Consider the following 26223-nt stretch of genomic DNA (forward strand, 5'->3'; position numbering starts at 1 on the left):
CGCGCGGACGTGCAACTTCCGCGGACGCCGTGGCGGCGGACGCCCCGACGGCGTCCGGCCCACGGCACCGCCCGAGCGGCGGCGACCGGCCGCGCCGGGGCGGGTCCGGCGGCGGGTCCGGGGGCGGGTCCGTCGGCAGGTTCGGCGGTGACCTCCACGGCGGAGACGACGACGGCCCCCGCGGTGGGCCCGACGGCCGGCCGTCGCTTCCCCGGCCGGGCCCCATCCTGGCGGCGCGCACGGCACCCGCCATGACCCCCGGCCCCCTCGGCGCGTCCCGGGCGGCGGGCGTGCCGCGCCCGGCGGCTTGGGTTTCCGCGGTGGCTCGGGTGACTCCTGCGGCCCCGGGGGCTGCGGCGGTGTCAGCCACAGTGGTCTTGACGGCGGCCCCGGCGGCCCTGCCCGACCGGACGGCGGTCCCGGCGATGCCGGCCGTCCCGAGGGTTCCAACGGTCGCGGTCGTGGTGGCGGATGCGGTCGTACTCATGGCCCCGCCGGCCCCGGCCCCGCCGGCCCCGGCCCCGCCGGCCCCGGCCCCGCCGGCCCCGGCCCCGCCGGCCCCGGCCCCGGGGCCAGCCCCGACCGCTGGGCGCACCCAGGCGGCCCCGGCCGTCCCGCACATCCCCCTCACCGCCCCGCGGCCCCTCACCGCCTCGCGTCCCCTCACGGCGCCACCGGAACCGATCCCCCCGCCACCGACCGCTCCGCGGCCAGCGCGCAGCGCAGGGCCGCGTGGGAGTCGCGCCAGCCGCCCGCCGCCGGGTCGGGCGGGCCGCCGGTCGCGGTGGTGAGGAAGGCGCGCAGCTGGGTGCGGTAGGCGGTGCCGAAGCGGTCCCAGTAGCCCTGGTGGCGGGGGGCCGGCGCGCCGCCCGCGCCGGGCTCGGACGCGCCCGTGGGACCCGCCTCCAGGTTGCCCCGCTCGCCCAGCAGTTCGGCCCGCACGTCGTAGCCCAGCGGCTGCCGGCGGCCGGCGGTGAGGACCGCGAGCGTGCCGTCGTCGAGCCGGAGCATGGCCGTGACCGTGTCGAAGTCGCCGAGGTCCGCCAGTTCGGGGCAGGCCAGCGCCGCGCCGTCGGCGGTCACCCGGACGACCGTCCGGCCGGTGAGCCAGCGGACCAGGTCGAAGTCGTGCAGCATCAGGTCGGTGAAGACCGAGCCGCTCTCGCGGAGGCGGGCGAGCGGGGGCGGGGCCATGTCGTGCGAGACGAGCCGGAGCACGTGCGGCCGGCCCAGGTCGCCGGCGGCCACGCGGGCCCGCAGGCCCGCGAAGCCGGGGTCGAAGCGGCGCTGGAACCCCACCCACAGCGGCACGCCCCGCCGGTCGGCCGCCCGGCCCAGCGCCTCCGTCGTCGCCGGATCCACGGCCAGCGGCTTCTCGCACAGCGTCGGCACCCCCGCGCCGACCAGCTCCGCGACCAGTTCCGGATGGCTGGTGGTGGCCGCCGTCACCAATGCCGCGTCGCAGCCCCGGGACAGCAGGACCTCGGCCGAGTCCGCGACGGACCCGCGGGCCGCCTTCCGGGCCAGCGCCTCGGCGCGGTCCGGGACGACGTCCACGCACACCAGCCGGTGCGGCCCCAGCGCGGCCAGGTGCTCGGCGTACAGCGCGCCGATCCGCCCGCAGCCCAGCAGGCCGATCACCAGGCCCCCGCTCATCGCCGTACCCCCGCGGCCGGCGCGACGGCGGACCGGACCAGGCCGACGAGGTCCGCCGACTCCCGGCGGGCGCGCAGCCGGGCGCCCCATGCGGCCGCCCGCTCGGTGTATCCGGGATCGGCGAGGACGTCCTCGATGCCCCGTCCGATGTCGTCGGCCGGCACGTACGGGCCGTCGGCCGGGCCGGAGGTACGGTTCGTGAACGCGAGCCGCCCGTGGGGCAGCGTCGCGCTGGTCCGCAGCAGTACCCCCGCGCCGGTCGCCTCGGCCAACTGCCGCCCGTTCAGCTCCTGTTCGGACATGAACGGCATGACGACCGACGGCTTGCCGTGCAGCAGCGCGGCCAGCACCGTCGCCGAACCGCCGTGGCTCACCACCACGTCCGCCCAGGCCAGCGGCGCGTCCAGGCCGGTGAAGCCCGCGACCACCGCGTTGTCCGGCACCACCAGGCCGCCCTGGAAGGCGAAGCCGCTCGACACGTACACGGTCCAGGGCCGGTCCGCGCAGGCGTCGAGGACGTTCTGGAGCGCCCGCCGGGCCACGTTGCCGCCGCTGCCGATGGTGACGTACACCCGCGGCCGGTCCGTGCGCGGCGGCTCCGGGGCGGCGCCGGCCGGGTTCCAGTACATCGGGCCGACGTAGTGCGGCGCGCCCCGGTGCGGCGGCCCGTCCAGGGGCTCCAGGCCGGGGTCGCTCGACACCAACGTGACGTCCCCCCACAGCAGATGCTCCGCCCGCGCCACCGGGCCCAGGCCGAGCTCGCGCGACACCTCGTCCCAGACGGGCAGACCGGCCGGATGCGGCAGCAGGTCGCGCGGCGCGACGGTCGACCACGGCATCCAGCCGTTCGCGCGCGGGGTGACGAAGTCCGCGTCGGCGAGCGAGACGACGGGCACGCCGGCCGCGCGGGCGGCGAGGGCGGCGGTGGGGTACATGTCGACGACGACCACCGTCGGCCGGAACTCCCCGATCAGCCGGGCGTCCGCGGCCAGCCGCCGCCGGACGCGCTCGATCCGGTGGAACGTCGCCGCGACGGTGAACACCCGCTCCACGTCGGCGAACGGGAGGTACGGCGGCGTCGGGTGCCGGGCGGGCGGCCGGGGCGCGCCGGGCCCGGAGTCCAGCACGGGGAACCCGGCCTCCCGCACCATCGCGGTGATGCCGCAGTCCGCGAACGCCACCTCGGCGCCCGCCGCGGCCAGTTCCGCCGCCAGGGCCAGGCACCGGCCGGTGTAGGCCGCGCCGCCGCCCCAGCCCCAGGGGAAGAACAGCACTCGTCCGGTCACATGTCCTCCTGTCCGTCGTTCACTTGATGCGGCGTCAGACCGTCATCCCGCCGTCCACCGCGATCACCTGCCCGGTGACGTACGACGCGGCCGGGGAGCAGAGGAAGGCCACGACCGCGGCGACCTCCTCGGGCCGGGCCGGCCGGCCGAGCGGGGTGCGGCGTACGACGTCCTCACGCGCCCGCTCCGGCAGGGCGTCGTACGCGGGCGTCCCGGCGACCAGCCCGGGGGCCACGCAGTTGCAGGTGAGCCCGTACCGCCCGTACTCCCGGGCGACCGTCCACGCCAGCCCGTGCAGCCCCGACTTGCCCGCCGCGTACGCCGCCTGGCCCGGCCGCCCGCGCAGCCCGGCCACCGACGACACCAGCACCACCCGCCCGCCGGGCCTCCGCAACATGGCCCGCACCCCGGCCCGCAGACAGCGGAACGCGCCGCCGAGGTTGACCGCCAGCTGCTCCTCCCACTCCTCGTCCGGCACGTCGAGCAGCAGCCGGTCCCGGTGGATCCCGGAGTTGACGACGAGCACATCCAGCCGGCCGAACTCCGCCACGGCCGCGTCGACCACCCGCGTCCCGCCGTCCGGGAGGGACAGATCGGCCGTCACCGCCACGGCGGACCCGCCCCCCGCCCGCAGCGCGTCGGCCGTGTCCGCCGCGGCCTTCGCGTCGCGGTGCGCGTGCACCGCGACCGCGTGGCCGGCGGCGGCCAGCGCCCGGGCGACGGCCCGGCCCAGGGGCCCGGAACCGCCGGTCACCAGGGCGGCCCGGCCGTTCACCGCGCCTCCGGGAGCGGGAAGCACGTGTCCGCGATGTGCGCGAACCGGGCGCGCAGCCGGTCCGCCGCCCCGGGGTCCGGGGTCCCTTCCCGCCCGCCCGCGGCGACCATCGCCTCCCGCAGCCGGTCCAGCGCGGCCAGCAGCGGGCGCCCCAGCGCCAGCACGCGCGGGTACACCGCCGGCGGATCCGGCTGCTCGTGCGCCGCGATCAGGGCGGTGCCGAGCCGCTTGGCCCGCAGCCGGGCGTCCAGCGCGGCGGTCCGCACCGCGGCCGCGGCGGGGGAGAGGCCGTCCGGCGGGCCCAGTGCCTGCGCGTAGAGGAACAACTGGGGCTGGAGGTCGCCCAGGACGAGCACGTGCAGCGCCCGGGCCGGCACCGGGTCGAGGCCGTGCGCGGCGAGCCCGTCGAGCTCGTCGAAGAGGACGCGCAGCGCCCGTGCCCCGGCGGACAGCAGCGCGGTGTCCCGGTCCAGCCGCCCGGCCAGGTACTCCGCCGCGTCCCGCTCGTCCGGCGGGCCGGTGGGCGTCACCGTGCCCACCCAGGTGAACAGCGCCCGTAGCGCGGGCGTCAGCGTCCACCGCCGCCGGAAGCCGTCGGCCGGGTCGGCGTCGGTGTCCAGCACGGTGACGACGCCGTCGGCCGGGGACCAGCCGACCGCCAGCACGGCGTGGTCGTGGAAGTGGAAGCGGCCCTCGTAGACGTCGCCGGGCAGGTGGTAGCGGTCCGGCAGCACCATCACCGGCTCCCCGGCGGCCAGCCGCTCCAGCACGAACGGCACGTTGCGCGCACCGTCGTCGAACGCCGTCCGGTACGTCACCCGGCAGCCGTCGAAGTCCTTGGCCAGGTCCCGGCCCACCGGGTCCAGCGGACCGTTGAGCGCCCGCGCGACCGCCAGCGGGCCCAGGCCCCGGAACCGCAGCACCGCCTCGACGCAGCGGAGCACGCAGTTCAGCCCGTCCAGCGCGCGGTCCCCCCCAGCCCAGCGCCGCGCCAGGGTCGAACCGCGGCACGGCGGCGGCCGTGCCCGTCACCGCGGCTCCCGCGCGGCGGCCCGGGCGCGGGCGACCAGGGTGTCGGCCAGGTGCCCCAGGTTGTCGAAGACCGTCCAGTCGGTCTCCTCCTCGCTGTAGGGCACGCCCCACGCGTCCTCGAAGCGGGAGAACACCACGATCAGATCGAGGGAGTCCATCCCGATCTCGTCCAGGGTGGTGCTCTCGTCGAGCCGGTCGGGCAGGTGGGGGCGTTCCGCGAGGACGGTCGTGACGAGCTTCATCACGTCCTCGCGGTCGGGCAGCCGGGGGGTGGCGGCGTCGGTCATCTTCGGTTCCCTTTCACCGGTGGAGGTGTCGTACGGGACGGACGGGGTCAGCCGCCGTCGTCCGTCAGGAGCGGGCCGCGGCGGATCTTCCCGCTGGGCGTTCTGGGCAGCGCGTCGACCCGGCGGATGACCGAGGGCACCTTCACAGGCGTCAGCAGCTCGCCGGCCCGGCGGCGCAGGGCCGCCGCGTCGAAGTCGCGGGCGTCGGCCTCGACGAACGCCCACACCTGCGTCCCGCCCGCCGGGCCCGGCCGTCCCACGACGGCGCAGTCGCCCACGCCGGGCAGGCCGCGCAGGACGGCCTCCACCTCGGTGGGCGAGACCTTGTTGCCCGCGACGTTGATGAGCGCGTCGGCGCGGCCGGTCAGCCGGAGCCCGCCGTCGGCGTCGAGCACGCCGAGGTCGCCCGTGGCGACCCAGCCGTCCGCGTCGGCGAGCGGCGTCGGGCGCCCTTGCCGCATGCGGACGGGGGAGAGGCCGGGGAAGCGCGCGGTCACCGGCCCCGGCCCGTCGGTGCCGGCCCGCAGGCCGACGCCGGGCAGCGGGCGGCCGACGCCCCCGCCGTCACCGGCCGGGCCGAGGGTCAGCTGGCCCAGCTCGGAGTTGCCGTAGTGGTCGAGGACGGGGACCCCGGCGTCGTGCCAGGGCGCGGCCGCGGCGGCCGGCAGGGCCTCGCCCGCGCTGACGCACCGCTTCCAGCGGCCCGCGCGCGGCACGCCGCCCCGCCCCCACCAGTCGAGGACGAGCGGGACCGTCTGCAGCACGCTCGGCCGGTGCCGCTCGGCCAGGGCGGCGGCCCGGGCCGGGGTCAGCGGGCCGGACGGCACCACCTGGCAGGCCCCCGCCGCCAGGACGGCGAGGGTGCCCGCCTCGATCGCGTAACTGTGGCCGAGCGGACTGGTGGTGAGCACGACGTCGTCGGCGTCCAGCCCCGACTCGGCGGCGAACACGGCCGAGTTGCGGAACGTGCCGGGCCACTCCCGGGAGATCACCTTCGGCCGGCCGCCGGTCCCCGAGCTGGCGACGGCGAACGCGGGTGAGCCCCCGGCGTCCCCGGTGTCCGTCCTCAGCCGCTCCACCCGCCCGTCGGTGACGAGCAGTTCGGCCCCGAAGTCGTCCAGCGCCGCCGCCCGCTCGGCGCCACCGGCGCGCTCTTGCAGCACCAGTACGGCGGCCCCCAGCGACAGCGCGGCGGCGAAGTCGGCCACGGACTCCAGCAGGCAGGTGAGGACGACACCGACGGGCACGCCGGCGCCGATGCCGGCCTCCCCCAACTCCCGCATCCTGCCGCCGACGTCCCGCTCCAGCTCGGCGTAGGTGACCGACCGCCGCCGGTCCGCCAGGGCCGGGCGGTCTCCCCGGCCGGCGCGGCGGTGCCCGGCGAGGACGTCCAGCGGGGTGTCCGGTGCGTCGTCCACGGTCAGCCCTCCCGGTACACGGTGCAGCGGTATCCGTGCCGCCGGCCCGCGGCGGTCACGGTGAGGGCCGGCCCCGCGCCGGCCGGACCCTCGCCCGCGAGCGCGGCGACCAGCGCGACGAGCGGCGCGGTCGCCCGCACGTCCGCGGACAGGGCGCCGCCGGCCTGATCGCCCGCCCCGGCCGGGACGCCGGTTGCCGGGGCGCCTTCCGGCCGGCCGTGTCCCACCGGGCCATAGGCCGCCGGACCACCGCGTGCCGGGCCGTCACTCATCGGGCCGCGCGCTGTCCTGGCGCCCCTCGATGACCTGCTTCCGGCCGGATCGTCCGCTGTCAGGGCACGGCTCGCCTGTCCGTCCGGCGCCGGGGCGTTGGCCGGCCGGTCGCCCGCCGCCGGGTCGCCCGGTGCCGGTCGGCCCGTCGCGCTGCCGTGCGCTGTGAGGGTGCGGTCCGCCTCACAGTCCGCCGCCCGATCGGTCCCTGACCGGTCGTCCGCCGTCGGGCCGCCCGGCACCTGACCACCCGCCGGACCACCACCCGCCGCGACGCCGTCCGCCGCAGAGCCTTCTTCCGCCCACCCGGACCTCACCCCCACCCCCGAGCCCTCCCACCGGAACACCTCCACCGGTTCCAGCCGCCCCAGCACCCGTGCCCCCCGCGCCCCCGCCCCCGCCGCCGTCTCCAGGACGACGAAGACCGCCGCGCCCGCTACCGGCGCGCCGCCCCGGGCGCGCGCGGCGGCCGGGCTGAGGAGGTCGTAGGCGCCGCACAGGACCGGGGCGTCGTCCGCGAGCACGAGGCGGCGGCGGGCCGCCGCGAGGGCCTGGAGGCCAGCGCCCGGGCCTACGAGGGTGGCGGAGGGGCCGCGCAGGCCGTGGCGGAGGCAGATGAGTGACGTGACGCCGTGCGCGTTGAAGTAGACGAACGACTCGGGGGCCAGCGCGGACCGCGCGTCCGCGTCCAGGCGGGCGCGGATGGCCTCCGCGACGTGGCCCGAGCCGTAGAGGGAGCCGACGAAGCAGCCGGTAGCGGGCGGGAGTTCGCCTGCCAGGGCCAGCGCCCGGCCCGCCGTGGCGGCGATGCGCTCCGGGAGTTCGGCCGTCCATTTGTTCACGTCCCGGCGGCCCTCGGCGTCCGCCGCGTGAGCGCGCCAGAGCTCGGCGGTGTCGATGTCGTCCGCGAACGCGGCGGTGATCACGACATCGCTCGGGGACTCCATCACGGCCTCCGGAAGACGAGCGCGGTGTTCATCCCGCCCAGGCCGCATGACACGCTCAGCGCGGTCCGCAGATCCGGCACGGGCCGGGGGCGGTCCTCCAGGACCAGGTCGAGGTCGTCGAACGCCGGATCGACGGGCGCCGCGCCCCATGTCGGGGTGACCGCGCGGTGGACCAGCGACAGCACGCACGTCACGGCCTCGACGGCACCCGCGCCGCCCTGGAGGTGCCAGAGCACGCCCTTGACGCTGTTGACCGGAACCGAGGGCAGCCGGTCGCCGAACACCGCGCGCAGCGCGGCCACTTCCGCCGTGTCGCCACGCCGGGTGCCCGGCCCGTGGGCGTTGACGAAGTCCACGTCGCCGGGATCGATATGAGCGTCCGTCAGGGCCAGGCGGACGGCCAGTTCGATGCCGGCGGGGTCCGGGGCGGCGAGGTGGCCGGTGGCGTTGGTCAGGCCGCAGCCGGCCAGCACCGCCAGGACGGTCCCGGGCGCCGCCGCGTCCAGGGGCTGGAGCCGGAGCACGGCCGCGCCCTCGGAGAGGCCGATGCCCCGCCGCCGGGCGCTGAACGGCCGGCAGCCCTCCGGGCCCAGCGTCCGCAGCGAGTTGAGGCCCAGCAGGGCCAGGTCCGTCACGGCGTCCGCGCCGCCCGCCACCGCCGCCGGGGCGTCCCCGGCGGCCACCATGTCCCGGGCCACGGCGACGGCCGCGGCGCCGGACGCCGAGGCGTTGGCGACGGTCACGGCCTCGCCGCCCAGCCCGGTCCGCTCCGCGCAGGCCGCCGCCAGGTCGCCGGGGAAGCGGCCCGGCAGGGGCGGGACCGCGCCCGGGTCCGTGGTGCCGAGGACGAGCGCGACGCGCCCGAGCCCGCCGGCGTCCAGCCCGTCGACGGCCTCCCGCACGGCGGCCCCGGCGAGGTCGAGGGCCCGCCACTCCCCGTCCCCGCCGACGGCCGACGGCACCCGGCCCGCCGCCCGCAGCGTCGCGCCGGCCACGTCGAACTCCGTGACGGGCGGCCGGTGCGCTCGCCCGCTGCCCAGCGCCTCCCACAGCGCCGGCACCCCGACGCCGCCGGGCCCGCACGAGCCCAGCCCGGTGACGGCGACCGGCCGCCGGCCCGCGCCGGTCACCGCCGACCGCCCCGGCTGAGCGCCCGGGCCAGCGAGCCGAGGCTCGCCGACTCCAGGACGGTGTCGTCCGGCAGGGACACGCCCAACTCCTGTTCCAGTTCCCCGATCACCGAGATGAGGAGCACCGAGTCGACGCCCGCGGCCGCCAGCGGCTCGGTGTCGTCCAGCCACGGCAGGCCCGGCTCCTCGCCCAGCCGGCGCGCGAGCCCGGCCCGTACCCGCGCGAGCATCGCCTGCTGAACTTCGCCTGCCACCGCGTCGTCCGCCGTCACGCCGCCTCCGCCGCGACCCGGAACGCCTCGTCGCAGGCGGCCAGGGTGTGGTCGAGGTCCGCGTCCGTGGTGGCGGCGCAGACGAACCAGTGGTGGGTGGGGTGCAGCAGCACGCCCCGGCGGGTCGTCTCCGTGAAGAACGCGTCCTGGAGCACCCGGGACCGGCCGGGATCCGGGTGCTCGAAGGTCAGGAACGGCATCTGCGGCACCCCGCGCACCCGGGCCGGCACCCCGTGCCGCCGCGCCAGCCCGGCCAGCCCCTCCTGCAGCCGTGTCCCGAGCGTCCGCACCCGCTCCAGGAGCGTCCCGTCCGCCAGCCGGTCCATCGTCGCCAACGCGGCGGCCATCGCCACGGTGTTGGAGTAGAACGTGGACGAGATGTGCGTCCGGCCTACCATGGCCATCACGTCGGCCCGGCCCGTCAGCGCCGACACCGCCCAGCCGTTCGCCATCGCCTTGCTGAACGTCGCCAGGTCGGCCCGGACGCCGTACAGCTCCTGCGCCCCGCCGAGGGCCACCCGGAACCCGGACCGCATCTCGTCGAAGACCGCCAGCGCGCCGTGCTCGTGCGCGAGGTCGACGGCACCCTGGAGGAAACCCGGTGCGGGGGCGTCGAGTTCGAAGGGCATCAGCAGCAGGCAGGCCACCTCGCCGGGGTGGCGCCGGAAGGCCTCGCGCAGGCTGTCCAGGTCGTTGTACCGGAAGGTGTCGACCTGCGTCCGGACGGTGTCCGGGATGCCGCCCGGCCGCTGTGCCGCCCAGTCGTGCCACCCGTTGTAGCCCCAGCGCACGACCCGGTCCCGCCCGGTGAACGCGCGGGACAGGCGCACGGCCGCGCTGGTGGCGTCGGAGCCGGTCTTGAGCAGGAACACCCGTTCCGCGCCCGGGATCACCTGGACCAGCCGCTCGGCCAGCTCGATCTGTGTCCGCTTGCGGAGGGTGATCGAGAAACCTTCCTCGATCTCCCGGAGGGCGGCCTCGGTCACCGCCGGGTCGGCGTGGCCGAGGATGATCGTGCCGTAGGCGAGGATGTAGTCCAGGTACTCGTTGCCGTCGGCGTCCCAGACGCGGGCGCCCCGGGCCCGTTCGCCGTAGACGGGGTAGGCACCGTCGACCAGCCGGTCGCGTTCGATGACGTAGTCCTTCTCCGACAGCGTCGCGTCCACGAGCCGGCCGCGGGCGAGCAGCTTCGCCGAGTTGTCGAGCCGGAGGGCTCCGGGCGGGTCCGCCGGGCCCGTTGAGGCCGTTGAACCTGTTGAGCTCGTTGAGTCCCTTGAGCCCGTTGAGTCCCTTGAGTTCGTCGGGTCGGTCACGGCGTGCTCCCCTCCGCGGCCGGTCGTCCGCTGTCCGTCCGGCCCGCTCGTCGTGTCGCCTGGTCCGTCGCCTGGTGCGTCGCTTGTGCCGCCGCGTCCGTCCGCCGCGTCCGTCGTGTCCGCCGGCCCGGCCGTGCTCACCGCCGGCCCCACCCCGCTCACCGGCGGCCCGGCCCGGGCCGGGCGCCGCGGACGAGCCGGCCGGGCAGCGCCCCCGTCGGCTCCCCGTCGCGGAACGTGATCTCGCCCGCGACGACCGTCGCCGCGTACCCGTCCGCCTTCTGGATCAGGCGCCCGCCGCCCGCCGGAAGGTCGTGGACGAACTCCGGCGAGCGCAGCGCGAGCCGCTCGAAGTCGATGACGTTGAGGTCCGCCCGGTAGCCGGGCCGCAGCAGCCCGCGGTCCCGCAGCCCGTACAGCCGCGCGGGCTCCCATGTCTGCTTCCGGACGACGAACTCCAGTGGCAGCCGGTCCCCCCGGCTGCGGTCGCGCGCCCAGTGCGTGAGCATCGACGTGGGGGTGCTGGCGTCGCAGATGAGCCGGCAGTGCGCGCCGGCGTCGCTCAGGCCGAGGACGGCCTGGGGGTGGAGCAGCATCTCGCGGATCGGTTCGAGCGTGTACTCGGCGTAGCCCAGCAGCGGCCGGAAGATCATGCCGCTGGTCTCCTCGGAGGTGAGGAAGTCGTAGATCAGGGCCTCGGGGTCGCGCCCGAGGCGGCGGGCGAGGGCGTCGAACGACCGGTCGGCGGCGGGCTCGTAGTCCGGCCCGGTCGCGTCCATCGGGAAGTGGCGCGCGTAGCCCTGGGGGAACAGCGCCGAGCGGGGGTCGGCGTTCTCCGGCGTCTCGCCGAGGACGCGTGCGCGCAGCGCCGGGTCGCGCATCGCCGCCCGGCGCTCGGGCGCGGGCAGGTGCGCGATCCGCTTGTAGGACGGGCGTTTATGGAACGGGTGGGTGGAGTCCAGGCTGATGACGACGCCGAACGGGCGCCCGGCCACCTGCGGGTGCAGGTCCGCGCCGTCCCGTACCGCGTCCTCCGCGATCTGGAGCAACTCCCGCCATCCGGCGGGGTTGTTGTCGTTCTGGAAGAGGCCGAACGTCACCGGCCGCCCGACCGCCGCCGACAGCCGTCGCATCCAGGTGATCTCGCCGAGCGGGTCGTCGACCTTCTCGCCGCCCGCGCCCAGCGGTACGAGCTGGAAGACGCCGGTGCCGGCCGCGCCGAGCACCCCGCCCAGGGCGAACAGCTCCTCCTCGGCGGCGAAGGTGCCGGGCACCGGGTCGCCGGTGATGGCGAGGTGGGTGAGGGTGCGGGAGGTGGAGAGGCCGAGGGCGCCGGCCTCGATCCCCTCGCGGGCGAGCGCGCACATCCGCCGCAGGTCGTCCTCGGTCGGCGGCTCGTTCGCGGCGCCCCGGTCGCCCATCACGTACGCCCGCAGCGCGCCGTGCGGGACCTGCGCGGCGACGTCCAGGACGCGCGGGACGCGCTCCACCGCGTCGAGGTACTCGGGGAACGTCTCCCACTGCCAGGTGATGCCCTCGGACAGCGAGGCGCCCGGGATGTCCTCGACGCCCTCCATCAGCCCGACGAGCCAGTCGTGCCGGTCCGGGCGGGCGGGCGCGAAGCCGACCCCGCAGTTGCCCATCACCACCGAGGTGACGCCGTGCCAGCAACTGGGCGTGAGCAGCGGGTCCCAGCTGACCTGCCCGTCGAAGTGGGTGTGGATGTCGACGAAGCCGGGGGTGACGATCCGGCCGCCGGCGTCGAGCTCCGTCCGGCCCCGGTCCGGCACCCGGCCGACCCGGGTGATCACACCCCCGTCGACGGCGACGTCGGCGCGGCGGGCGGGGATGCCGGATCCGTCGTACAGCGTGCCGTCGCGGACGATCAGGTCGTGCATGGGGGGCCGGCCTCCTCGCGCGGTGCGAGCCGGTGGCCCGCGGGGGCGAACAGCAGGTTCTCGTACGCGTAGTGGTCCCGTGGCCGGTGCGGCACGGGGGTGCCGGCGCGCAGCTCCCACGGCGCGTAGCCGGCGGCCGTCAGGGTGTCGACGAGCGTGCGGCTGGGCGGCGCGCCCGCCACCTCCAGGTCGCCCACCTCCAGCGAGACGACGGGCCGCGGCCCGGTCAGCAGGCCGCGCATCCCGGCCAGGACGTGCGCCTCCGCGCTCTCCGCGTCGATCTTCACCAGGTCCGGGGCAAGCCCCTCGGCGCGGACGTAGTCGTCGAGGGCGACCGTCTCGGCGGTGAACGGGTCGGACGGGATCCGGGCCCGGACGGCCTCGGGGAGGCGGGCCTCGAACGCCGAGTTGTAGGCGCTGTAGCCGAGGCCGTGGTCGTAGAGGACCAGTTCGTCGTGGCGCGACCAGACCGCCGCCGGCACCACCCGGGCCTGCGGGAAGCGGCCGGCGTTCCGCCGCAGGACGGTGAGCGTGGACGGCGTCGGCTCGAAGGCCCGGACCGTCCCGCCGGGGCCGACCAGGGCGGCGGCGAGCACGGTGTAGTAGCCGATGTGCGCGCCGACGTCGAGCACCGTCGCGCCGGGGCGCAGATGGGACAGGAGGAAGGCGGTGAGGTCGTAGTCGACGAAGCCGCGGCGGTGGAGGGCGACGGAGACCTCCTCGGGCAGCGCGATCGTCATCTCCTGGCCCCAGAAGGTGCGGGCGGCCGAGGGCCGCCCCTCGCCGCGGTGCCGCCGCCGGCGCAGCGCGCGGGTGCTGGGGTACGTCGTCCGGACCGGGTGGCGCAGGCGCTGTGCGAGCCCGCGGAGCCCGGTCGTGCGCGCGCGCCGGTCGAGGGCGGCCCGCCAGGCGGTCCGGTCGGTGGTGGTCATGGGCCTGGCCGCTCCAAGTCCTGGGCGTACGCGGGGGATTCGGGCCGTTCGTGGTGGTCCGGGGGTTCGGTCACCGGTATCGGCGTCCCGGGCTCGCGGCGGTCCGCGGCCAGCCCGGCCAGCTCGGCGTCCACCATGATCTGGGCGAGCCGGCGCACCGGCGTCCGCGCGGTCCAGCCGAACGCCCGGCGCGCCTTGCCCGCGTCACCGACCAGGGCGTCGACCTCCGTCGGGCGCAGGTACGCCTCGTCGTGGCGCACATGGCGGCGCCAGTCGAGGCCGACGTGGGAGAAGCAGTGCCCGGCGAACTCCCGCACGGTCGAGCCGACCCCGGTGGCCAGCACGTAGTCGTCCGGGCGGTCGAGTTGGAGCATCCGCCACATGCCCTCGACGTACTCGGGGGCGTACCCCCAGTCGCGGACGGCGTCGAGGTTGCCGAGGTAGAGGTGCTTCTCCAGGCCGGCCTTGATGCGGGCAGCGGCCCGGGCGATCTTACGGGTCACGAAGGTCTCGCCGCGGCGGGGCGACTCGTGGTTGAAGAGGATGCCGTTGACGGCGAACAGCCCGTACGCCTCACGGTAGTTGCGGGTCATCCAGTAGCCGTAGAGCTTGGCGGCGGCGTACGGGCTGCGCGGCCGGAAGGCGGTCCGCTCGTCCTGTGGCGGCGGCGCGGCGCCGAAGATCTCGGACGACGACGCCTGGTAGTAGCGGATGTCCCGGTCCCGGGAGGTCATGAGGACGGCCTCCAGCAGCCGGGTGGTGCCCATGCCGGTGATGTCGCCGGTGTTCTCCGGTTCGTCGAAGCTCACCCGGACGTGCGACTGGGCGGCCAGGTGGTACACCTCGTCGGGCCGGATCCGGCCGAGCAGCGTCACCAGGCGGCTGGCGTCGCGTACGTCGCCGTAGTGCAGGATCAGCCGCCGCCCGGCGTCGTGCGGGTCGCGGTAGATGTGGTCCAGGCGGCGGGTGTTGAAGGTCGAGCTGCGGCGGACGATGCCGTGGACCTCATAGCCCTTGTCCAGCAGCAGGTCGGCGAGGTACGAACCGTCCTGGCCGGTGATGCCGGTGATCAGCGCCCGCTTCACGGCGTTCCCCCCGGGGCCTGCCGGCCGGGCGGCGTGCCGCGTCCGGCCGCCGGATCCGTCATGTCGCCGCTCCGTCCTGCTCCGGGGGTACGGGCTCCAGGGGCACGTACCGGGGGTTGAACCGCTCGTGGACGTACACCCGTCCGGCGCCGCCGCACTCGATGACGTACTCCTTGCTGACGCACGCGGGTGCCGTCCCGCCCAGCGGCCAGACGCCGCGCGACACGGCGATCGGCTCCCGGGTCAGCGACAGGCCCATGGCCTTGAGGTAGGGGCCCAGTAACTCGTCGTCCGGCGGCACCAGTTGGCCGCACCGCCGGGCCGCGATCACGACGCGGTTGACGCTGATGACGTCCAGGGCCGGGGTGAGGATCCGCGACCGCCGGTCGACCACCAGGGCGTCGGGCGCGGCCCCCAGGACGTCGCACCCGATGTGCCGGACGCGGGCGGCGCGCACCTGCCGCTGGTGGTCGACGCGTACGCGCAGCCGTTCGCCGACGAGGGCGTCGAGCAGCACCGTCGTGGAGCCGTCCGCGCACACGAGCATCCTCGTCTGCGGTGGTGCCGAGGAGAATTCCCCGAGCCGTTCGGTCATCTCACCACCGCTTCATGACATACATATAAAAGACCGGAACCCGGGAATGCCGGCCGAAGAATGCATCTTCGGACAATCAGGTGCCAAGCAGGCTATGAGGCCGGGAAGCGGACGGTCAAGCGGCGCCCGATCGCGCAAACTTGTGCGGTCGCACGCCCCCGGGGCGACGGCGGTGCGGATTCGCTCCGGTCGCCCGGTCTTTCCCTGAGGCGTCCGCTTCTGCTTTCCTGGAAAGGGGGTTCGCGGTGCGCCGCGGGTCTCGTCGGGATGGCGGGGGAGAACCGACACCGTCGGGGCGCTGTCGGGGGTATCGGGGGGATATCGAGGGGTTATCGAGGGGGAAGGAAACGTGCGCGGTCGTCTTGTGCGTTTTGCTGATTAATCAAGGTGGTAGGGGAAAGCGGTTCCGCGTACCACCGCTCGCGGAAAGCCACCCGGCCGGCACCGGAAAGGACGCCCCATGCCCCCGGCCCTCACCCGGACCACCGTCGGCATCGTCGGCGCCGGCCCGGCCGGCCTCATGGCGTCCCACCTGCTGGCCCGGGCGGGCATCGACTCGGTGGTGGTCGACCACCGCACCCGGGCCGAGATCGGCGGCACCCAGCGGGCCGGCATCCTGGAGGCGGACAGCGCCCGCCTGCTCACCGACAGCGGCGTCTCCGACCGGGTGCGCCGCGAGGGCCGGCCGCACGCCGGGATCACCCTGCGCTTCGGCGGCGAGAGCCACCGCGTCGACTTCCGGGACCTCGTCGGCGAGAACGTATGGCTCTACCCGCAGACCGACGTGTTCGCCGACCTCGCCGCCGCCCGCGAACGCGACGGGGGAGACGTCCGCTACGGCGTGACCGGCACCCGCGTCACCGACCTCCCCACGGACCGCCCCGGCATCCTGTTCACCGACGCCGAGGGTGTGCCCCGCGAGGTGCGCTGCGCCGTCCTCGTCGGCGCGGACGGCTCGCGGGGAGTGTGCCGGCCCGCCGTCCCGGAGGCGGCGCGCACCCACTTCGTCCGCACGTACCCCTTCGCCTGGTTCGGCGTCCTCGTCCAGGCACCGCCCAGCGCCGGCGAACTCGTCTACACCCACTCCGCGCGCGGGTTCGCGCTCGTCAGCCGGCGCACGGAGTCCGTCCAGCGCCTCTACTTCCAGTGCGACCCGGACGAGGACCCCGCCGGCTGGCCGGACGACAGGATCTGGGCGGAACTCCAGGCGCGGGTGCGTGGCGCCGACGGGTTCGCCCTCGCCGAGGGGCCGGTGCTCGACCGCTCGGTGCTGCGTTTTCGCAGCTTCGTCTGCGAACCGCTGCGGTACGGCAACCTGCTGCTCGCCGGCGACGCCGCGCACACCGTCCCGCCTACCGGCGCCAAGGGCCTCAACCTCGCCCTCTCCGACGCCCGCCTCCTCGCCGAGGCGGTGGAACGCGCCGTCGCCGCCCGCGACTTCCGGCACCTCGACGCCTACGGCCCCCGCGCCCTGCGCCGCACCTGGCGGGCCCAGCACTTCTCCTACTGGATGACGAACCTGCTGCACCGCCTCCCCGGCGCCACCGCCTTCGACGAACGCCGCCAACTCGGCGAACTCGCCGCCCTGGTAAGCTCCACGGCCGCGTCCACACACCTCGCGGAGGGGTACACGGGGCGAGTGGTGCCCGCTCGGCGGCCATGAAAGCCCCGGCGACGCGGGAGCGGCCGGGCCCCCGCCGAACGCCGGACGCGCGCACCCCCGTGAGACGATCAAGGGATGAACCGGACACCGCGCACCCTCTCCCTGGCCGCGCTGCTGATCGTCTGCACGGCCGCGCCGCTCGCGTGCGCGCGGCCGGCCCCCGCGCCCACCGTCCGGGACGAGCCCGGAGGCCGGCCCGGCCCGCGCACCCCCTCCGCCGGGCCCTCGCGGAGCACCCCCGCCGTGCCGGGAGCGTCCGCCGCCGCATGCCCGCGCGACGGCCTGCGCGTCACGGCCGGGCCCGTCGACGCCGCCATGGGCTTGCGCAGCATGAGCGTACGGCTGGACAACTGCGGCACCGCGCCCCGCACCCTCGAAGGCCGCCCGCGCCTGCGCGTCCTGGGGGAGAAGGGGGAGGCGCTGGACGTCGCCGTGCACGACGACCTCACGGCCGCCACCCGCCCGGGCGGGCCGGCCACCCCGGCCCGGCCGCTGACCCTGCGCCCCGGCGCGGCGGCGGTGGCCGTCGTCCTGTGGCGCAACACGTACGACGACACCCGCCGGCCCCCGCTGCTCGGCCGGCACCTGGAGGTGACCCCGGCCCCGGGCGTCCCCGCGCAGACGGTCGAACCGGAGGGCGGCCTGGACCTCGGCAGCACGGGCAAGGTGGCGGTCGGCCCGTGGAAGCCGGCGGGCTGACGCTCCGGGGCCGACGGCGCGTACGGACGTCGAACGGCGGTTCCGGTGGGCGGGCGAGCGGCCCGGCGGCCGAACCACCGCACACACAGCGCCGGTTAAGCCCCTACGGGGAGCCGAACCCCCGGCCGGGCGCACGGCACCGCCCGGCACCCGGACGATTCCGCTCCGTCCGCGACCTTCCGCACTCCGTACGCCCCCGCATCCGGCCGGAGGCCCGGGGCACCCGCGCGGTACGCCACCGAAGGACGGGCCCGGAAGGGCCGGAAGGAGGCCGGGATCATGGCCGGGGAACGCGGACGACCACATCACCGGAAACACCGGACGATCGGGACGATCGGGCACCGGGGACACGGGAAGACCACGCTGGCCGTCGCGGCCGGGAAGGCCGCGGCGAAGGCATACCGGCAGGACGCCGGCGCCGTGGAGCGGATCGTAGAGGCCGCGGGCAGCACCCGCGCCGCGCTCGCCCCGTACAGCACCCACAGCGCCTACGCCACACCCGGGTGCCACTACACCCACTTCGACACGGAGGCCCGCCACGTCGGCGACCTGCTCGGCCACACGCCGCTGGACGGGGTCGTCCTCGTCGTCTCGGCCCTCGGTGCCGTGCCCCCGCAGGCCCGCGAACACCTGCGGCTCGCCCGGGGGGCCGGGGTGCGCCGGCTCGCGGTCTACCTCAACAAGTGCGACGCGCTCGCCGACCCCGAGGCGGCCGACGAGGCCGAGCGAGCGGTCCGCGCGTTCCTCCGCGAACAGGGGCTCGACGACGAACGGGTGCCCATCGTCCGCGGCTCCGCCCTCCAAGCCCTGGCCGGCGACCTGTTCTGGGAGGCGTCCGTCATCGAGCTGATGGAGACCCTGGACGCCCGCATGCACGTCTGACGCGACCGCGCCCGCGGCCGTCAGCCCGCGAAGCAGAAGACGCAGCCCTCCAGCAGGGGCAGCGAGCTCAGCACCCGGTGCCGTACGCACGAGGCCGTCGCCGCCTCGTCCGGCCCGGGGAAGGTGTACCCGTCGTCCCGGGCCGCGGCCGGGTCGAACGCCTCGACCAACTCCCGGAACCGGCGCAGGTACTTCTCCGCGAACGGCGGGAAGTAGTTCAGCTCGTCCCAGCGGTGCCGCCGCAGCGCCAGGTCGGTGACCCGCAGCACGAAGTCCTTGGCCTCCGCCCGCTCCGGGCCGGTCCGCCCCCAGTCGAGGTCGGCCAGGTCGAAGCCGACGGCTCCCCGCCCCATCACGGACTGGTCCTGCCGGGCCAGCAGGGCGGCGAACCGGTAGTCCCACGGCCGTTCCGCCAGCGCGGACACCGCCAGCGTGAGCACGTCGACGAAGACCGCCGTGCCCCCGTTGCTGAGGTACAGGCCGTCGTCACCGGCGAAGAAGGTGTTGCCCATCCCGTCACCCTACGACCGGCGCGCAGGGCGGGCCGCGCCGGGCGGCGGCCGTAATCCGGCTGCGCCCGGGCGGCCGTACGGGCACGATGGCGGGATGCCGGATCTGCTGTGGAACGACGTCAGGAACCTCTTCGACCCCGACCTGATGGGGGAGCTCCCGTACCTCACCGTGCCGGGCACCTCGGCCGAGGACTGGCAGGCGGTGTTCGACCTGGTCCGGTCGAGCGGGTGGGAGTGGGAGTTCCGGGTGGGCGGCGTCCCCGCGCCGCTGCCGCCCGCCGCCGACGTCCTGTCGCGCCCCCCGGACGCGGACTCGGCCGACCTGCACGTCCAGCCGGTTCCCGGCGTCACCGTGATCTTCTGGCTGATGTCCGCCGACGAGATCGACTTCGACGTCGACCTCCGGGAGCTCCAAGGGCAGTGGGGAGTCGACACCCTGTGCGCCTTCCTCCGCACCCTCGGCCGCCGGCTGGGCAAGCCGGTCGGCATGAGCGGCGGGGGCGACTACGCGAACCCGGTGCTGGGTTACGACCCGGCAGCCGACCGGGTGCGGGTGCTGGAAACCAGCCCGTCCGGCGATTGAGGACAAGCGGCGAAGCCGCTTTCACCGGGGTGCGGGCCCTCCCGAGGAAACGGTGAAATGGGGGTGCCCCCTCTGGGGGAGGGGCCGGGGCCACCCTCCGCCGCGCCGGCACCAGCTATACCGCCTCCGGAAATTCGCGCGCGCCGCGCGGGCCCTGCAACTACCGTGCGCCCATGGTGAACTTCGTACTGGTCGCGGGCGCCCGGCTCGGCGCGTGGGCGTGGGACGACGTGGTGCCGCACCTCCGCGCGGCCGGGCACGGCGTCCATCCGCTGACGCTGTCCGGGCTGGCCGAGAAGCGCGGTGTGCCCGCCGGGCAGCGGACCCATGTCCGGGACATCGTGGACGCGGTCGAGCGGCGGGAGTTGCGCGACGTCGTCCTCGTCGGCCACAGCTACGCGGGCATCCCGGTCGGCCAGGCCGCCGGGCGGATCGGCGACCGGCTGCGGCGCGTCGTGTTCGTCGACGCCGAAGTACCGTCCGACGGCGCGTCGTTCGTCTCCGCCTGGCCCGACGGCGGGGCGGCGGTGACGGCGGAGATCGACGGGCACGGCGGCTTCTGGCCCGCCGTGCCCGCCGCCCACTACGCGGGGCACGGGCTCACCGAAGAGCAGATCGCCCGGATCGTGGCCGGAGCGACTCCGCACCCCGGCGCCACGCTCACCGAACCCGCCGTCCTGGCCCGGCCCCTCGACGAGCTGCCGGCGACGTACGTCCTCTGCCGCCTCGCCGGCGACGAACCGGGCGATGCCGTGCGGGGGTTGCTGACGGGGCCACTCTGGCGGCGGGCCGACCTCGACACCGGCCACTGGCCGATGTTCTCCCGGCCGCGCGAGCTGGCGGACGTGCTCCTCGACGCGGCGGGCCTCAACGCACCAGCGGAGCGGCCCTGTTGACGAACTCCTCTATGGCCCGCCTCGACCGGGCGTCGAGGGCGTCCCGGCCGCTCTGGTCCCGGGCGGTCGAGATCTCCCACGTGCTCGCGTAGGCGCGCTCGGCGGCGGCGTTCACCTCGGGGTCGTCGGTGAGGAGCCGGACCCGGTAGAGCGCCTGCCGGGCCGCCGTGCGGCGGCGGTGGGCCTCGTCCCGCGCCGCGACGTACGCCTCGGTGCCCGGGGCCTCCCGGCCGCTGTACCAGCGGTCCGCCTGGCCGTGCCGGTAGTCCTCCATCGCCTCGGCGAACGCGCTGTAGGTCGTCATGCGCTCGCGCCGGAGCGCCTCGGACCGGGCGAACGACTCGCCGCGCTCCGACACCCGGCGCTGGAGGACATGCGTGATCACCGAGCCGAGCAGCGTCCCCACGACCGCCACGGCACTCGTCCAGATCGCTTCCATGGCGTCAGCTGATCACGTGAGGGGCCGGTGTGGCCACGGGGACCTTCATGGCGGAGGAGCGTGGCCGGCGGTGCGGACGTGGTCGTGGGCGAGGCGGGTGAACGCGTGGGCGGCGGCGCTGTGGTACGCGGCCTCCCGGCGCAGCAGGGCGACCGTGCGGGAGGGGAGGGGCGGCCGTACGGCGACGGGGATCAGCCGCGGATCGTCCTCCGCGATGGCGTCCGGGAGCACGGTGGCCAGCCCGGTGCGCCGGACGATCTCGGTGAGCGCCTGGAGGGAGTTGGCCTCGACCGCGATGCGCGGGCTCACCCGGTGGAGCGCGAAGTAGGCGTCGACATGCCCGCGCGTCGTGAAGTCGGCGCTGAGAAGGGCGAGTTCGACGCGGGCGAGCTCGTGCGGGGAGAGGGGAGGGGCGGCGGCCGGCCCGTCGGTCCGGGGGCCTGTGACGAGGCTCAGCGTCTCGGTGAAGAGCGGGGCCGCCGCGATGCCCGGCTGGTGCGGTCCGTCGAAGGCGATGCCCACGTCGAGGTCGTCGGCGAGCAGGGCCGCCTCCAGCTCGTCCTGGGCCATCTCCCGGAAGGTGAGGGTGATGCCCGGGTGGCGGGTGTGGAGCTCGGCGGTGAGGGGGCCGATGAGGTACGCGGTGAACGTCGGGGTCGCCGCCAGCCGCAGCCGCCCCTCGGACAGGTCCCGGACGTCCCGCACGGCCCGCTCGGCGGCGGCGAGATCGCGCAGCGCGCGCCGGGCGTGCCGGACGTAGACCTCCCCGGCGTCGGTCAGCCGGACGGCGCGGCCCGTGCGGTCCAGCAGCTGGGCGCCCACCGTCCGCTCCAGCTGCTTGATCTGCTGGGAGAGGGTCGGCTGGGAGATGTGCAGGTCTTCGGCGGCTCGGGTGAAGTTGCGGTGCTCGGCCACCGCGAGCAGATAGCGCAGGTGACGCAGTTCCAGGGCCATGGACCCCACCATAGATGACATCAATGGGACACATGGGCAGCAGCTCTTGGACGCTATGGGTGCTGGTCGTGCAGGGTGAGGAACGTCAGCCCATCCCCGAGGCTGACCCCCACCGAAGGGAGCGATCATGCACGACCTCGCCCGGGGCGTCGCCCGTTTCCGACGCGACGTCTTCCCGGCCAAGGCGCGCCTCTTCGCCCGGCTGGCCGGCCGCCACGCACCGGAAGTCCTGTTCATCGGCTGCTCCGACGCCCGGGTCCCGCCCGAGCTGATCACCCAGGGCGAGCCGGGCGAACTCTTCGTCGTCCGGACCGCGGGCAATATCGTCCCGGCGTACGCCCCCGGCGCGGACGGCGTGGCGGCGAGCATCGAGTACGCCGTCGGCGTGCTCGGCGTGGCCGAGGTCGTCGTCTGCGGACACTCGTACTGCGGGGCGATGACCGCGCTGGCGGAGGGCCGCGACCTGAGCGCCACCCCGGCCGTCGCGGACTGGCTGCGCCACGCGGACGCCGCCCGGGCGCGGGTCTCCGCCGAGGCGCCCGCGGCGGGGACCGTGGACGCCCTGGTGCGCGCCAACGTCCACACGCAGCTGGCGAACCTGGCCACCCACCCGTGCGTCGCCGGAGCGCTGGCCCGGGGCGCGCTCACCCTGCGCGGCTGGGTCTTCGACATCGCGACCGGCACCGTCGAGGAACTGCCCGTGAACGGCTCCGCCACCGGATCCGTCCCCTCGCGCGCCACGCTGCCGGCCTGAGCCCCGCCCCGGCCGCGCAGGCCCGGCTTCCGACGGCGAGCGCGGATCCTCCCACGTGATGAGCCCGCGCCCCATATCAAGCCCTGACACCCGGCCGCCGCACCCGCGGACCGGCACCCCTGAAAGGAACCGTCCATGCAGCACGCCCAGTTCGACCCCACCGCCCGCCTGCGGCTCGCCGAAGCCGCCGTGGCGGCCAAGACCCGCCGCGATCTGACCTGGCAGCAGATAGCCGACGCCGCCGGCCTCTCGGTCGCCTTCGTCACCGCCGCCGTCCTCGGCCAGCACGCCCTGCCGGAGGAGTCCGCGCGGTCCGTCGCCGAGCTGCTCGGCCTGGACGAGGACGCGGTGACGCTGCTGCGGACCATCCCGACCCGCGGCTCCCTCGGCGCCGGCGTCCCGACCGACCCGACCATCTACCGCTTCTACGAAATGCTCCAGGTCTACGGCACGACCCTCAAGGCCCTGATCCACGAGGAGTTCGGCGACGGCATCATCAGCGCCATCAACTTCCGGCTCGACGTGAAGAAGGTGGCCGACCCGGAGGGCGGGGAGCGCGCGGTCATCACGCTCGACGGCAAGTACCTGCCGACGAAGCCCTTCTGACCCACGAAGCCCTTCTGACCCACGAAGCCCTTCTGACCCACGAAGCCCTTCTGACCCACGAAGCCCTTCTGACCTGCGAGGTCCTTCTGAACCCGAGGTCCTTCCGGCCCCTGGGCGCACGGGCTCGCGCTCACCGGTGGCACCGGTACCACCGGTGAGCGCGGGACGTCCGCCTCCCGTGCGGGGGCGGCGGCAGGTGCCGGGACGCGGCCGCCGTCAGTGGTCCCCGGCCGCGAAGAACGTCTTGGCGGAGGCCAGGACGGTGGTGTCGCGGTGGATGTCGCCGGGCCGGTTGCCGTGCCCGATCAGGGAACCGCCCCAGCGCATGCCCATGTACTCGGCGGACAGCCGCAGGGTGCCCAGCAAGGGGTCGGCCATCGTGTCGACGTCGTGACTCGTCGTCGTGACGGCCCACATCGTCTTGCCGCGCATTCGGTCCCGGAAGCGCAGCTCCCGCGTGTTGAGCCAGCCGCCCCAGTAGTCCAGGTAGAGCTTGGTGGAGGCGGACACGCTGTACCAGTACAGCGGCGAGGCGATCACGAGGTCCGTCGCCTCGAACGTGGCGTCTAGCAGCACTCTTTCGTTGCCCGCCGGCTCGTCGCGGTCCCGCCCGGCATGGCGCAGGTCGTCGAACGCGGGCAGCGGGAGGTCGCCGAGCCGCAGCCACCGCTGGGTCACCCGCGGCGGCAACTGGTCGGCGGCGTGCCGGGCGAGCGCTTCGGTGTTCCCGCCGGTGCGGGAACTGCCGAGCAGGAAGAGGAAGCGCCGGTCGGCGTCGTTCATGGTGATGTATCCCCCTGGCCGTGTCGGTGACGTGCCGAAGGCCGTGGCGGTCACGGCCTTCCGTCGAGGGTCGCAACATCGCCGTCCGCGATCTCATTCCCGGTCGCGCCGATTGCCGGGTGTTCGATGGTGACCATACACTTCGAGTGTTCGTTTCGTGTTGAACACTCGATGAGGGGTGGCTGCCATGCGTGTTGTCCGGTTCGAGAAGTTCGGTGGCCCGGAGGTCTTGACGGAGACCCGGGTCCCGGCCCCCCGGCCGGGCCCCGGGCAGGTAGCCATCGACGTCGCGTACGCCGGGGTGAACTTCGCCGACGTCAAGTCGCGGAGCGACGGCTACCGCGTGCCCTCGCTGCCCTTCGTGCCGGGCCTCGAGGTGTCCGGGTGGATCCGGGCGGTCGGCGACGGCGTCACGGGACTGGACGCCGGCCGGCCGGTGGCGGCGTTCACCCCGGGCGGTGGCTACGCGGAGACCGTCGTCGTCGACGCCACGACGGTCTTCACCCTGCCGGACAGCATCGACCTGCGCACCGCCGCCACCCTCCCCACCGTCCTGCCGACCGCGCACGCGCTCCTCCACGAGGCGGGCCGGCTGCGCGCGGGCGAGACCGTGCTCGTGCAGGGAGCGGCGGGCGGCGTCGGCACGGTGCTCGGCCAGCTGGCCGAGGCCGCGGGCGCGGGACGGGTGTTCGGCGTGGTGTCGGGGGCGGCGAAGGCCGAGTACGCGCTCGCCCACGGGTACGACGAGGTCTTCGTCGGGGACTTCGCGGACGAGGTGCGCGCCGCCACCGGCGGCCGGGGCGTGGACCTCGCGCTGGACCCCGTCGGCGGCGAGACGTTCCGGCGAAGCCTGGAGGCGCTCGCGCCCTTCGGCCGCCTCGTCTCCTACGGCAACGCGAGCGCGGCGGAACCGTGGCGGCTGGGGCAGCGGGAGCTGTTCCCCGGCGCGGTCTCCGTCGCGGGCTTCTCGCTCCTCACGCTCGTGGCGACCGAGCCGGAGGCCGTGCGCGCGCTCACGACGCGGGCCTTCCGCACGGTCGCCGAGGGGACCGTGCGCCTGCCCGTCACGGCGGAGTTCCCCCTCGCGGAGGCGGCGGACGCGCACCGGCTGATGGAGACGCGCACGACCACGGGCAAGCTGCTCCTGCGGGTGGCCGGCTGAGTACGGGTCGGCCGACCGCCGGCCGGCTACCGGGCGATCACCGGGCGGCGCGAGCAAGCGGCGCGGCCCGGCCCGTGCACGCGTCCGCGCCGGCGGCCGGACCGCCGTCGTACCGCACGGCCGACCAGTCCCCCCGCCGCCGGGTGCCCGCGGCGGACGGCCGGCACCCCGCACCCGGCCGCCGCCGGGCGCGCGGCGTCACCTGCCCTTGTGCTGCTTCCGCTCCGCCGCGTGCCGGGCCTTCGCGACCGCGTCGTGGAGCTCGCCCTTGACCTTCTGGAGGTGGCCCTCGCTCTGGGTCCGGCGGTCGCCGGTCATCCGGCCCAGGGTCTCCTTCAGGCGGCCCTTCGTCTGATCGGCCTTGGCCTTCGTCCTGTCCTTGGCGCTCATGTCGGCGCTGCCCTTCGCTTCGCTTGCAGGGGCTGGGAGGGCGGGCGGCGCCCGCTCCCCGGCTTCCAGTGTCGATCGCCGTGGCCCGGCGCGCACGCCGTGGCCGTGGCACGCGGGGTCAGGACGGTTTCAGCGGGTCGTGGCCGATGTTCATCAGGCCGTGCCGCCACTGTGTGCCGCCGGCCTCCGGTTCCCGGTCCGGGCTCCGCTGGGAGCGGACGACGTCGCAGACGCGCCGCATGACGCGGGCGTCGTCCTCGGTGAGGTCGGTGCGGCGCTTGGCCAGGATGTCGAGGACCTGCCGCCCGGCGGGCGGCCCGGCGCGGTCGGGGACCTCCTCGGCCCGTTCGCCGGCCCCCTGGACGTTCAGCCAGTCCTGGAGCTCGCGCGAGGTCATGTTCACCGCCGTGTGGAACTCGTCCCAGAGCTCGGTGCTCACGTTGCCGGACGCTGCCACGGTGCCTCCTCATGGCCGGAAAATGCCGTCGGGGCACGCGTTGCCGATCGCCGGGCCGGTAAACGGGCCCGGACGCGACCGGGCGGGCGGCTCAGACCCCGGGCGCCGGGCGCACGGTGATCCCGTTCCGCTCCAGCAGCGCCGCCGTCACCCCGTCCCCTGGCACCAGCCCCCCGCCGAACGAGCCGTCGTACACCGCGCCCCGCCCGCACGACGGGCTGCGCGGCATCAGCAGCGCCTCCGAGCACCCCGCCCGCCGCGCCGCCGCGAGGGCGCGCCGCGCCCCGGCCACGAATTCCGCCGTCACGTCCCGCCCGGTGTCCTCGACGACGCGTGCCGTCCCGTCGAGCACGCCGTGCCCGTCACCGCCCACCAGCTCCGCGGGCCGCCGCGGCGTCGCGAGCCCGCCCGCGACCTCCGGGCAGAACGGGACCACCGCGCGTCCGGCCACCGCCTCCGCGACCTCCGACGACGCCTTGTCCCGCCCGTCGAACCGGCAGGGCACTCCCCGTAGACACGCGCTGACCAGGATCGCTTCCATGCCGCC

Annotated in this window: 29 protein-coding genes; 8 read left to right on the top strand and 21 right to left on the bottom strand. The window is 75.8% G+C overall.

The genetic code is table 11. The annotated features are described in order from the left end of the window. Positions 1-663 precede the first annotated feature (663 nt). The 14 genes from K7I03_RS31340 to K7I03_RS31405 form a co-directional block, all read right to left on the bottom strand. Entirely contained in the window at positions 664-1656 is a 993-nt protein-coding gene (locus K7I03_RS31340; RefSeq protein ID WP_185944830.1) for a Gfo/Idh/MocA family protein, read from the bottom strand. Beyond that, on the bottom strand, positions 1653-2942 hold the full coding sequence (locus tag K7I03_RS31345) for a glycosyltransferase (RefSeq protein WP_185944829.1): 1290 nt from the start codon (positions 2940-2942) through the stop codon (positions 1653-1655). The genes K7I03_RS31340 and K7I03_RS31345 overlap by 4 nt, the downstream gene beginning before the upstream one ends. A 34-nt stretch (positions 2943-2976) precedes the next feature. Further along, positions 2977-3717, bottom strand: coding sequence for a 3-oxoacyl-ACP reductase FabG (fabG, locus tag K7I03_RS31350; RefSeq protein ID WP_185944828.1), 741 nt, complete (start codon positions 3715-3717; stop codon positions 2977-2979). Further along, a complete protein-coding gene (locus tag K7I03_RS31355; protein WP_224347310.1) occupies positions 3714-4661 on the bottom strand; it encodes a BtrH N-terminal domain-containing protein in 948 nt (315 codons plus the stop codon). The genes fabG and K7I03_RS31355 overlap by 4 nt, the downstream gene beginning before the upstream one ends. Before the next feature lie 84 nt (positions 4662-4745). Beyond that, positions 4746-5036 carry an acyl carrier protein gene (locus K7I03_RS31360; protein WP_185944826.1) on the bottom strand — a complete coding sequence of 97 codons (291 nt, stop codon included), beginning with the start codon at positions 5034-5036 and terminating at the stop codon, positions 4746-4748. 47 nt (positions 5037-5083) lie between these two features. Continuing rightward, a complete protein-coding gene (locus K7I03_RS31365) occupies positions 5084-6454 on the bottom strand; it encodes a class I adenylate-forming enzyme family protein (protein WP_224347311.1) in 1371 nt (456 codons plus the stop codon). A 2-nt stretch (positions 6455-6456) separates the two neighbouring features. Then, positions 6457-7671, bottom strand: coding sequence for a hypothetical protein (locus tag K7I03_RS31370; protein ID WP_185944825.1), 1215 nt, complete (start codon positions 7669-7671; stop codon positions 6457-6459). Further along, entirely contained in the window at positions 7671-8801 is a 1131-nt protein-coding gene (locus tag K7I03_RS31375) for a beta-ketoacyl synthase N-terminal-like domain-containing protein (protein WP_185944824.1), read from the bottom strand. The genes K7I03_RS31370 and K7I03_RS31375 overlap by 1 nt, the downstream gene beginning before the upstream one ends. After that, positions 8798-9073, bottom strand: coding sequence for an acyl carrier protein (locus tag K7I03_RS31380; protein WP_224347312.1), 276 nt, complete (start codon positions 9071-9073; stop codon positions 8798-8800). The genes K7I03_RS31375 and K7I03_RS31380 overlap by 4 nt, the downstream gene beginning before the upstream one ends. Next, positions 9070-10239, bottom strand: coding sequence for an aspartate aminotransferase family protein (locus K7I03_RS31385; protein ID WP_221903389.1), 1170 nt, complete (start codon positions 10237-10239; stop codon positions 9070-9072). Before K7I03_RS31385 ends, K7I03_RS31380 begins: the two co-directional genes overlap by 4 nt. Positions 10240-10544: 305 nt before the next feature. Then, on the bottom strand, positions 10545-12284 hold the full coding sequence (locus tag K7I03_RS31390) for an N-acyl-D-amino-acid deacylase family protein (protein ID WP_185944823.1): 1740 nt from the start codon (positions 12282-12284) through the stop codon (positions 10545-10547). After that, positions 12272-13216 carry an FkbM family methyltransferase gene (locus tag K7I03_RS31395; protein WP_185944822.1) on the bottom strand — a complete coding sequence of 315 codons (945 nt, stop codon included), beginning with the start codon at positions 13214-13216 and terminating at the stop codon, positions 12272-12274. Before K7I03_RS31395 ends, K7I03_RS31390 begins: the two co-directional genes overlap by 13 nt. Further along, positions 13213-14301, bottom strand: coding sequence for a GDP-mannose 4,6-dehydratase (gene gmd / locus K7I03_RS31400; RefSeq protein ID WP_185944821.1), 1089 nt, complete (start codon positions 14299-14301; stop codon positions 13213-13215). The genes K7I03_RS31395 and gmd overlap by 4 nt, the downstream gene beginning before the upstream one ends. Positions 14302-14359: 58 nt before the next feature. Then, entirely contained in the window at positions 14360-14896 is a 537-nt protein-coding gene (locus K7I03_RS31405) for a hypothetical protein (RefSeq protein WP_185944820.1), read from the bottom strand. Positions 14897-15356: 460 nt separating this feature from the next. Between K7I03_RS31405 and K7I03_RS31410 the strand changes: the two genes are divergently transcribed. The 3 genes from K7I03_RS31410 to K7I03_RS31420 all read left to right on the top strand — a co-directional run bounded on the left by K7I03_RS31410 (position 15357) and on the right by K7I03_RS31420 (position 18140). After that, complete coding sequence (locus K7I03_RS31410) at positions 15357-16559, top strand: 4-hydroxybenzoate 3-monooxygenase (RefSeq protein WP_185944819.1); 1203 nt, start codon at positions 15357-15359, stop codon at positions 16557-16559. A gap of 75 nt (positions 16560-16634) precedes the next feature. Then, positions 16635-17258 carry a DUF4232 domain-containing protein gene (locus K7I03_RS31415; RefSeq protein WP_185944818.1) on the top strand — a complete coding sequence of 208 codons (624 nt, stop codon included), beginning with the start codon at positions 16635-16637 and terminating at the stop codon, positions 17256-17258. Positions 17259-17537: 279 nt separating this feature from the next. Continuing rightward, positions 17538-18140, top strand: coding sequence for a GTP-binding protein (locus K7I03_RS31420; protein ID WP_185944817.1), 603 nt, complete (start codon positions 17538-17540; stop codon positions 18138-18140). Between the two features lie 20 nt (positions 18141-18160). On the opposite strand, the gene K7I03_RS31425 is transcribed toward K7I03_RS31420, so the two are convergent. Next, positions 18161-18652, bottom strand: coding sequence for a hypothetical protein (locus K7I03_RS31425; protein ID WP_185944816.1), 492 nt, complete (start codon positions 18650-18652; stop codon positions 18161-18163). Positions 18653-18746: 94 nt separating this feature from the next. Between K7I03_RS31425 and K7I03_RS31430 the strand changes: the two genes are divergently transcribed. Together K7I03_RS31430 and K7I03_RS31435 are read left to right on the top strand one after the other, a co-directional pair. Beyond that, positions 18747-19235 (top strand): hypothetical protein, encoded by a 489-nt coding sequence (locus tag K7I03_RS31430; protein ID WP_185944815.1) that lies wholly within the window; start codon positions 18747-18749, stop codon positions 19233-19235. A gap of 173 nt (positions 19236-19408) precedes the next feature. Continuing rightward, the gene (locus K7I03_RS31435; RefSeq protein WP_185944814.1) at positions 19409-20131 is read left to right on the top strand and encodes an alpha/beta fold hydrolase; all 723 of its coding nucleotides are present in this window, start codon (positions 19409-19411) and stop codon (positions 20129-20131) included. On the opposite strand, the gene K7I03_RS31440 is transcribed toward K7I03_RS31435, so the two are convergent. Continuing rightward, positions 20103-20570 carry a hypothetical protein gene (locus K7I03_RS31440; protein WP_185944813.1) on the bottom strand — a complete coding sequence of 156 codons (468 nt, stop codon included), beginning with the start codon at positions 20568-20570 and terminating at the stop codon, positions 20103-20105. The two genes, K7I03_RS31435 and K7I03_RS31440, sit on opposite strands and share 29 nt — an antisense overlap. Positions 20571-20615: 45 nt before the next feature. Continuing rightward, positions 20616-21524: a transcriptional regulator CynR gene (cynR, locus tag K7I03_RS31445; protein WP_185944812.1), complete on the bottom strand. Its 909-nt coding sequence runs from the start codon at positions 21522-21524 to the stop codon at positions 20616-20618. A gap of 127 nt (positions 21525-21651) precedes the next feature. Between cynR and K7I03_RS31450 the strand changes: the two genes are divergently transcribed. Together K7I03_RS31450 and cynS are read left to right on the top strand one after the other, a co-directional pair. After that, positions 21652-22278, top strand: a complete 627-nt coding sequence (locus K7I03_RS31450; protein ID WP_185944811.1) for a carbonic anhydrase — start codon at positions 21652-21654, stop codon at positions 22276-22278. A 135-nt stretch (positions 22279-22413) separates the two neighbouring features. Further along, the gene (gene cynS, locus K7I03_RS31455) at positions 22414-22884 is read left to right on the top strand and encodes a cyanase (RefSeq protein ID WP_185944810.1); all 471 of its coding nucleotides are present in this window, start codon (positions 22414-22416) and stop codon (positions 22882-22884) included. Positions 22885-23100: 216 nt separating this feature from the next. Here cynS and K7I03_RS31460 read toward each other — a convergent pair whose 3' ends face one another. Continuing rightward, on the bottom strand, positions 23101-23667 hold the full coding sequence (locus K7I03_RS31460) for a flavodoxin family protein (RefSeq protein ID WP_185944809.1): 567 nt from the start codon (positions 23665-23667) through the stop codon (positions 23101-23103). A gap of 187 nt (positions 23668-23854) precedes the next feature. Between K7I03_RS31460 and K7I03_RS31465 the strand changes: the two genes are divergently transcribed. Beyond that, positions 23855-24829, top strand: a complete 975-nt coding sequence (locus K7I03_RS31465; RefSeq protein WP_185944808.1) for a quinone oxidoreductase family protein — start codon at positions 23855-23857, stop codon at positions 24827-24829. Between the two features lie 198 nt (positions 24830-25027). On the opposite strand, the gene K7I03_RS31470 is transcribed toward K7I03_RS31465, so the two are convergent. From K7I03_RS31470 to K7I03_RS31480, 3 genes are all read right to left on the bottom strand, one after another. Next, positions 25028-25219 (bottom strand): CsbD family protein, encoded by a 192-nt coding sequence (locus K7I03_RS31470; protein WP_185944807.1) that lies wholly within the window; start codon positions 25217-25219, stop codon positions 25028-25030. A 118-nt stretch (positions 25220-25337) separates the two neighbouring features. After that, complete coding sequence (locus K7I03_RS31475; protein WP_185944806.1) at positions 25338-25676, bottom strand: DUF3140 domain-containing protein; 339 nt, start codon at positions 25674-25676, stop codon at positions 25338-25340. Positions 25677-25767: 91 nt separating this feature from the next. Next, positions 25768-26217 (bottom strand): DUF523 domain-containing protein, encoded by a 450-nt coding sequence (locus tag K7I03_RS31480; protein ID WP_185944805.1) that lies wholly within the window; start codon positions 26215-26217, stop codon positions 25768-25770. Between the last annotated feature and the right edge of the window lie 6 nt (positions 26218-26223).

This window comes from Streptomyces mobaraensis (genome assembly GCF_020099395.1).
Taxonomy (GTDB): Bacteria; Actinomycetota; Actinomycetes; order Streptomycetales; family Streptomycetaceae; genus Streptomyces.

Coding starts and splice junctions, on each gene's coding strand:
- K7I03_RS31340 (WP_185944830.1), bottom strand. CDS start 1,656: ATGAGCGGGGGCCTGGTGATCGGCCTGCTGGGCTGCGGGCGGATCGGC.
- K7I03_RS31360 (WP_185944826.1), bottom strand. CDS start 5,036: ATGACCGACGCCGCCACCCCCCGGCTGCCCGACCGCGAGGACGTGATG.
- K7I03_RS31370 (WP_185944825.1), bottom strand. CDS start 7,671: ATGGAGTCCCCGAGCGATGTCGTGATCACCGCCGCGTTCGCGGACGAC.
- K7I03_RS31390 (WP_185944823.1), bottom strand. CDS start 12,284: ATGCACGACCTGATCGTCCGCGACGGCACGCTGTACGACGGATCCGGC.
- K7I03_RS31395 (WP_185944822.1), bottom strand. CDS start 13,216: ATGACCACCACCGACCGGACCGCCTGGCGGGCCGCCCTCGACCGGCGC.
- K7I03_RS31405 (WP_185944820.1), bottom strand. CDS start 14,896: ATGACCGAACGGCTCGGGGAATTCTCCTCGGCACCACCGCAGACGAGG.
- K7I03_RS31410 (WP_185944819.1), top strand. CDS start 15,357: ATGCCCCCGGCCCTCACCCGGACCACCGTCGGCATCGTCGGCGCCGGC.
- K7I03_RS31415 (WP_185944818.1), top strand. CDS start 16,635: ATGAACCGGACACCGCGCACCCTCTCCCTGGCCGCGCTGCTGATCGTC.
- K7I03_RS31420 (WP_185944817.1), top strand. CDS start 17,538: ATGGCCGGGGAACGCGGACGACCACATCACCGGAAACACCGGACGATC.
- K7I03_RS31425 (WP_185944816.1), bottom strand. CDS start 18,652: ATGGGCAACACCTTCTTCGCCGGTGACGACGGCCTGTACCTCAGCAAC.
- K7I03_RS31430 (WP_185944815.1), top strand. CDS start 18,747: ATGCCGGATCTGCTGTGGAACGACGTCAGGAACCTCTTCGACCCCGAC.
- K7I03_RS31435 (WP_185944814.1), top strand. CDS start 19,409: ATGGTGAACTTCGTACTGGTCGCGGGCGCCCGGCTCGGCGCGTGGGCG.
- K7I03_RS31440 (WP_185944813.1), bottom strand. CDS start 20,570: ATGGAAGCGATCTGGACGAGTGCCGTGGCGGTCGTGGGGACGCTGCTC.
- cynR (WP_185944812.1), bottom strand. CDS start 21,524: ATGGCCCTGGAACTGCGTCACCTGCGCTATCTGCTCGCGGTGGCCGAG.
- K7I03_RS31450 (WP_185944811.1), top strand. CDS start 21,652: ATGCACGACCTCGCCCGGGGCGTCGCCCGTTTCCGACGCGACGTCTTC.
- cynS (WP_185944810.1), top strand. CDS start 22,414: ATGCAGCACGCCCAGTTCGACCCCACCGCCCGCCTGCGGCTCGCCGAA.
- K7I03_RS31460 (WP_185944809.1), bottom strand. CDS start 23,667: ATGAACGACGCCGACCGGCGCTTCCTCTTCCTGCTCGGCAGTTCCCGC.
- K7I03_RS31465 (WP_185944808.1), top strand. CDS start 23,855: ATGCGTGTTGTCCGGTTCGAGAAGTTCGGTGGCCCGGAGGTCTTGACG.
- K7I03_RS31470 (WP_185944807.1), bottom strand. CDS start 25,219: ATGAGCGCCAAGGACAGGACGAAGGCCAAGGCCGATCAGACGAAGGGC.
- K7I03_RS31480 (WP_185944805.1), bottom strand. CDS start 26,217: ATGGAAGCGATCCTGGTCAGCGCGTGTCTACGGGGAGTGCCCTGCCGG.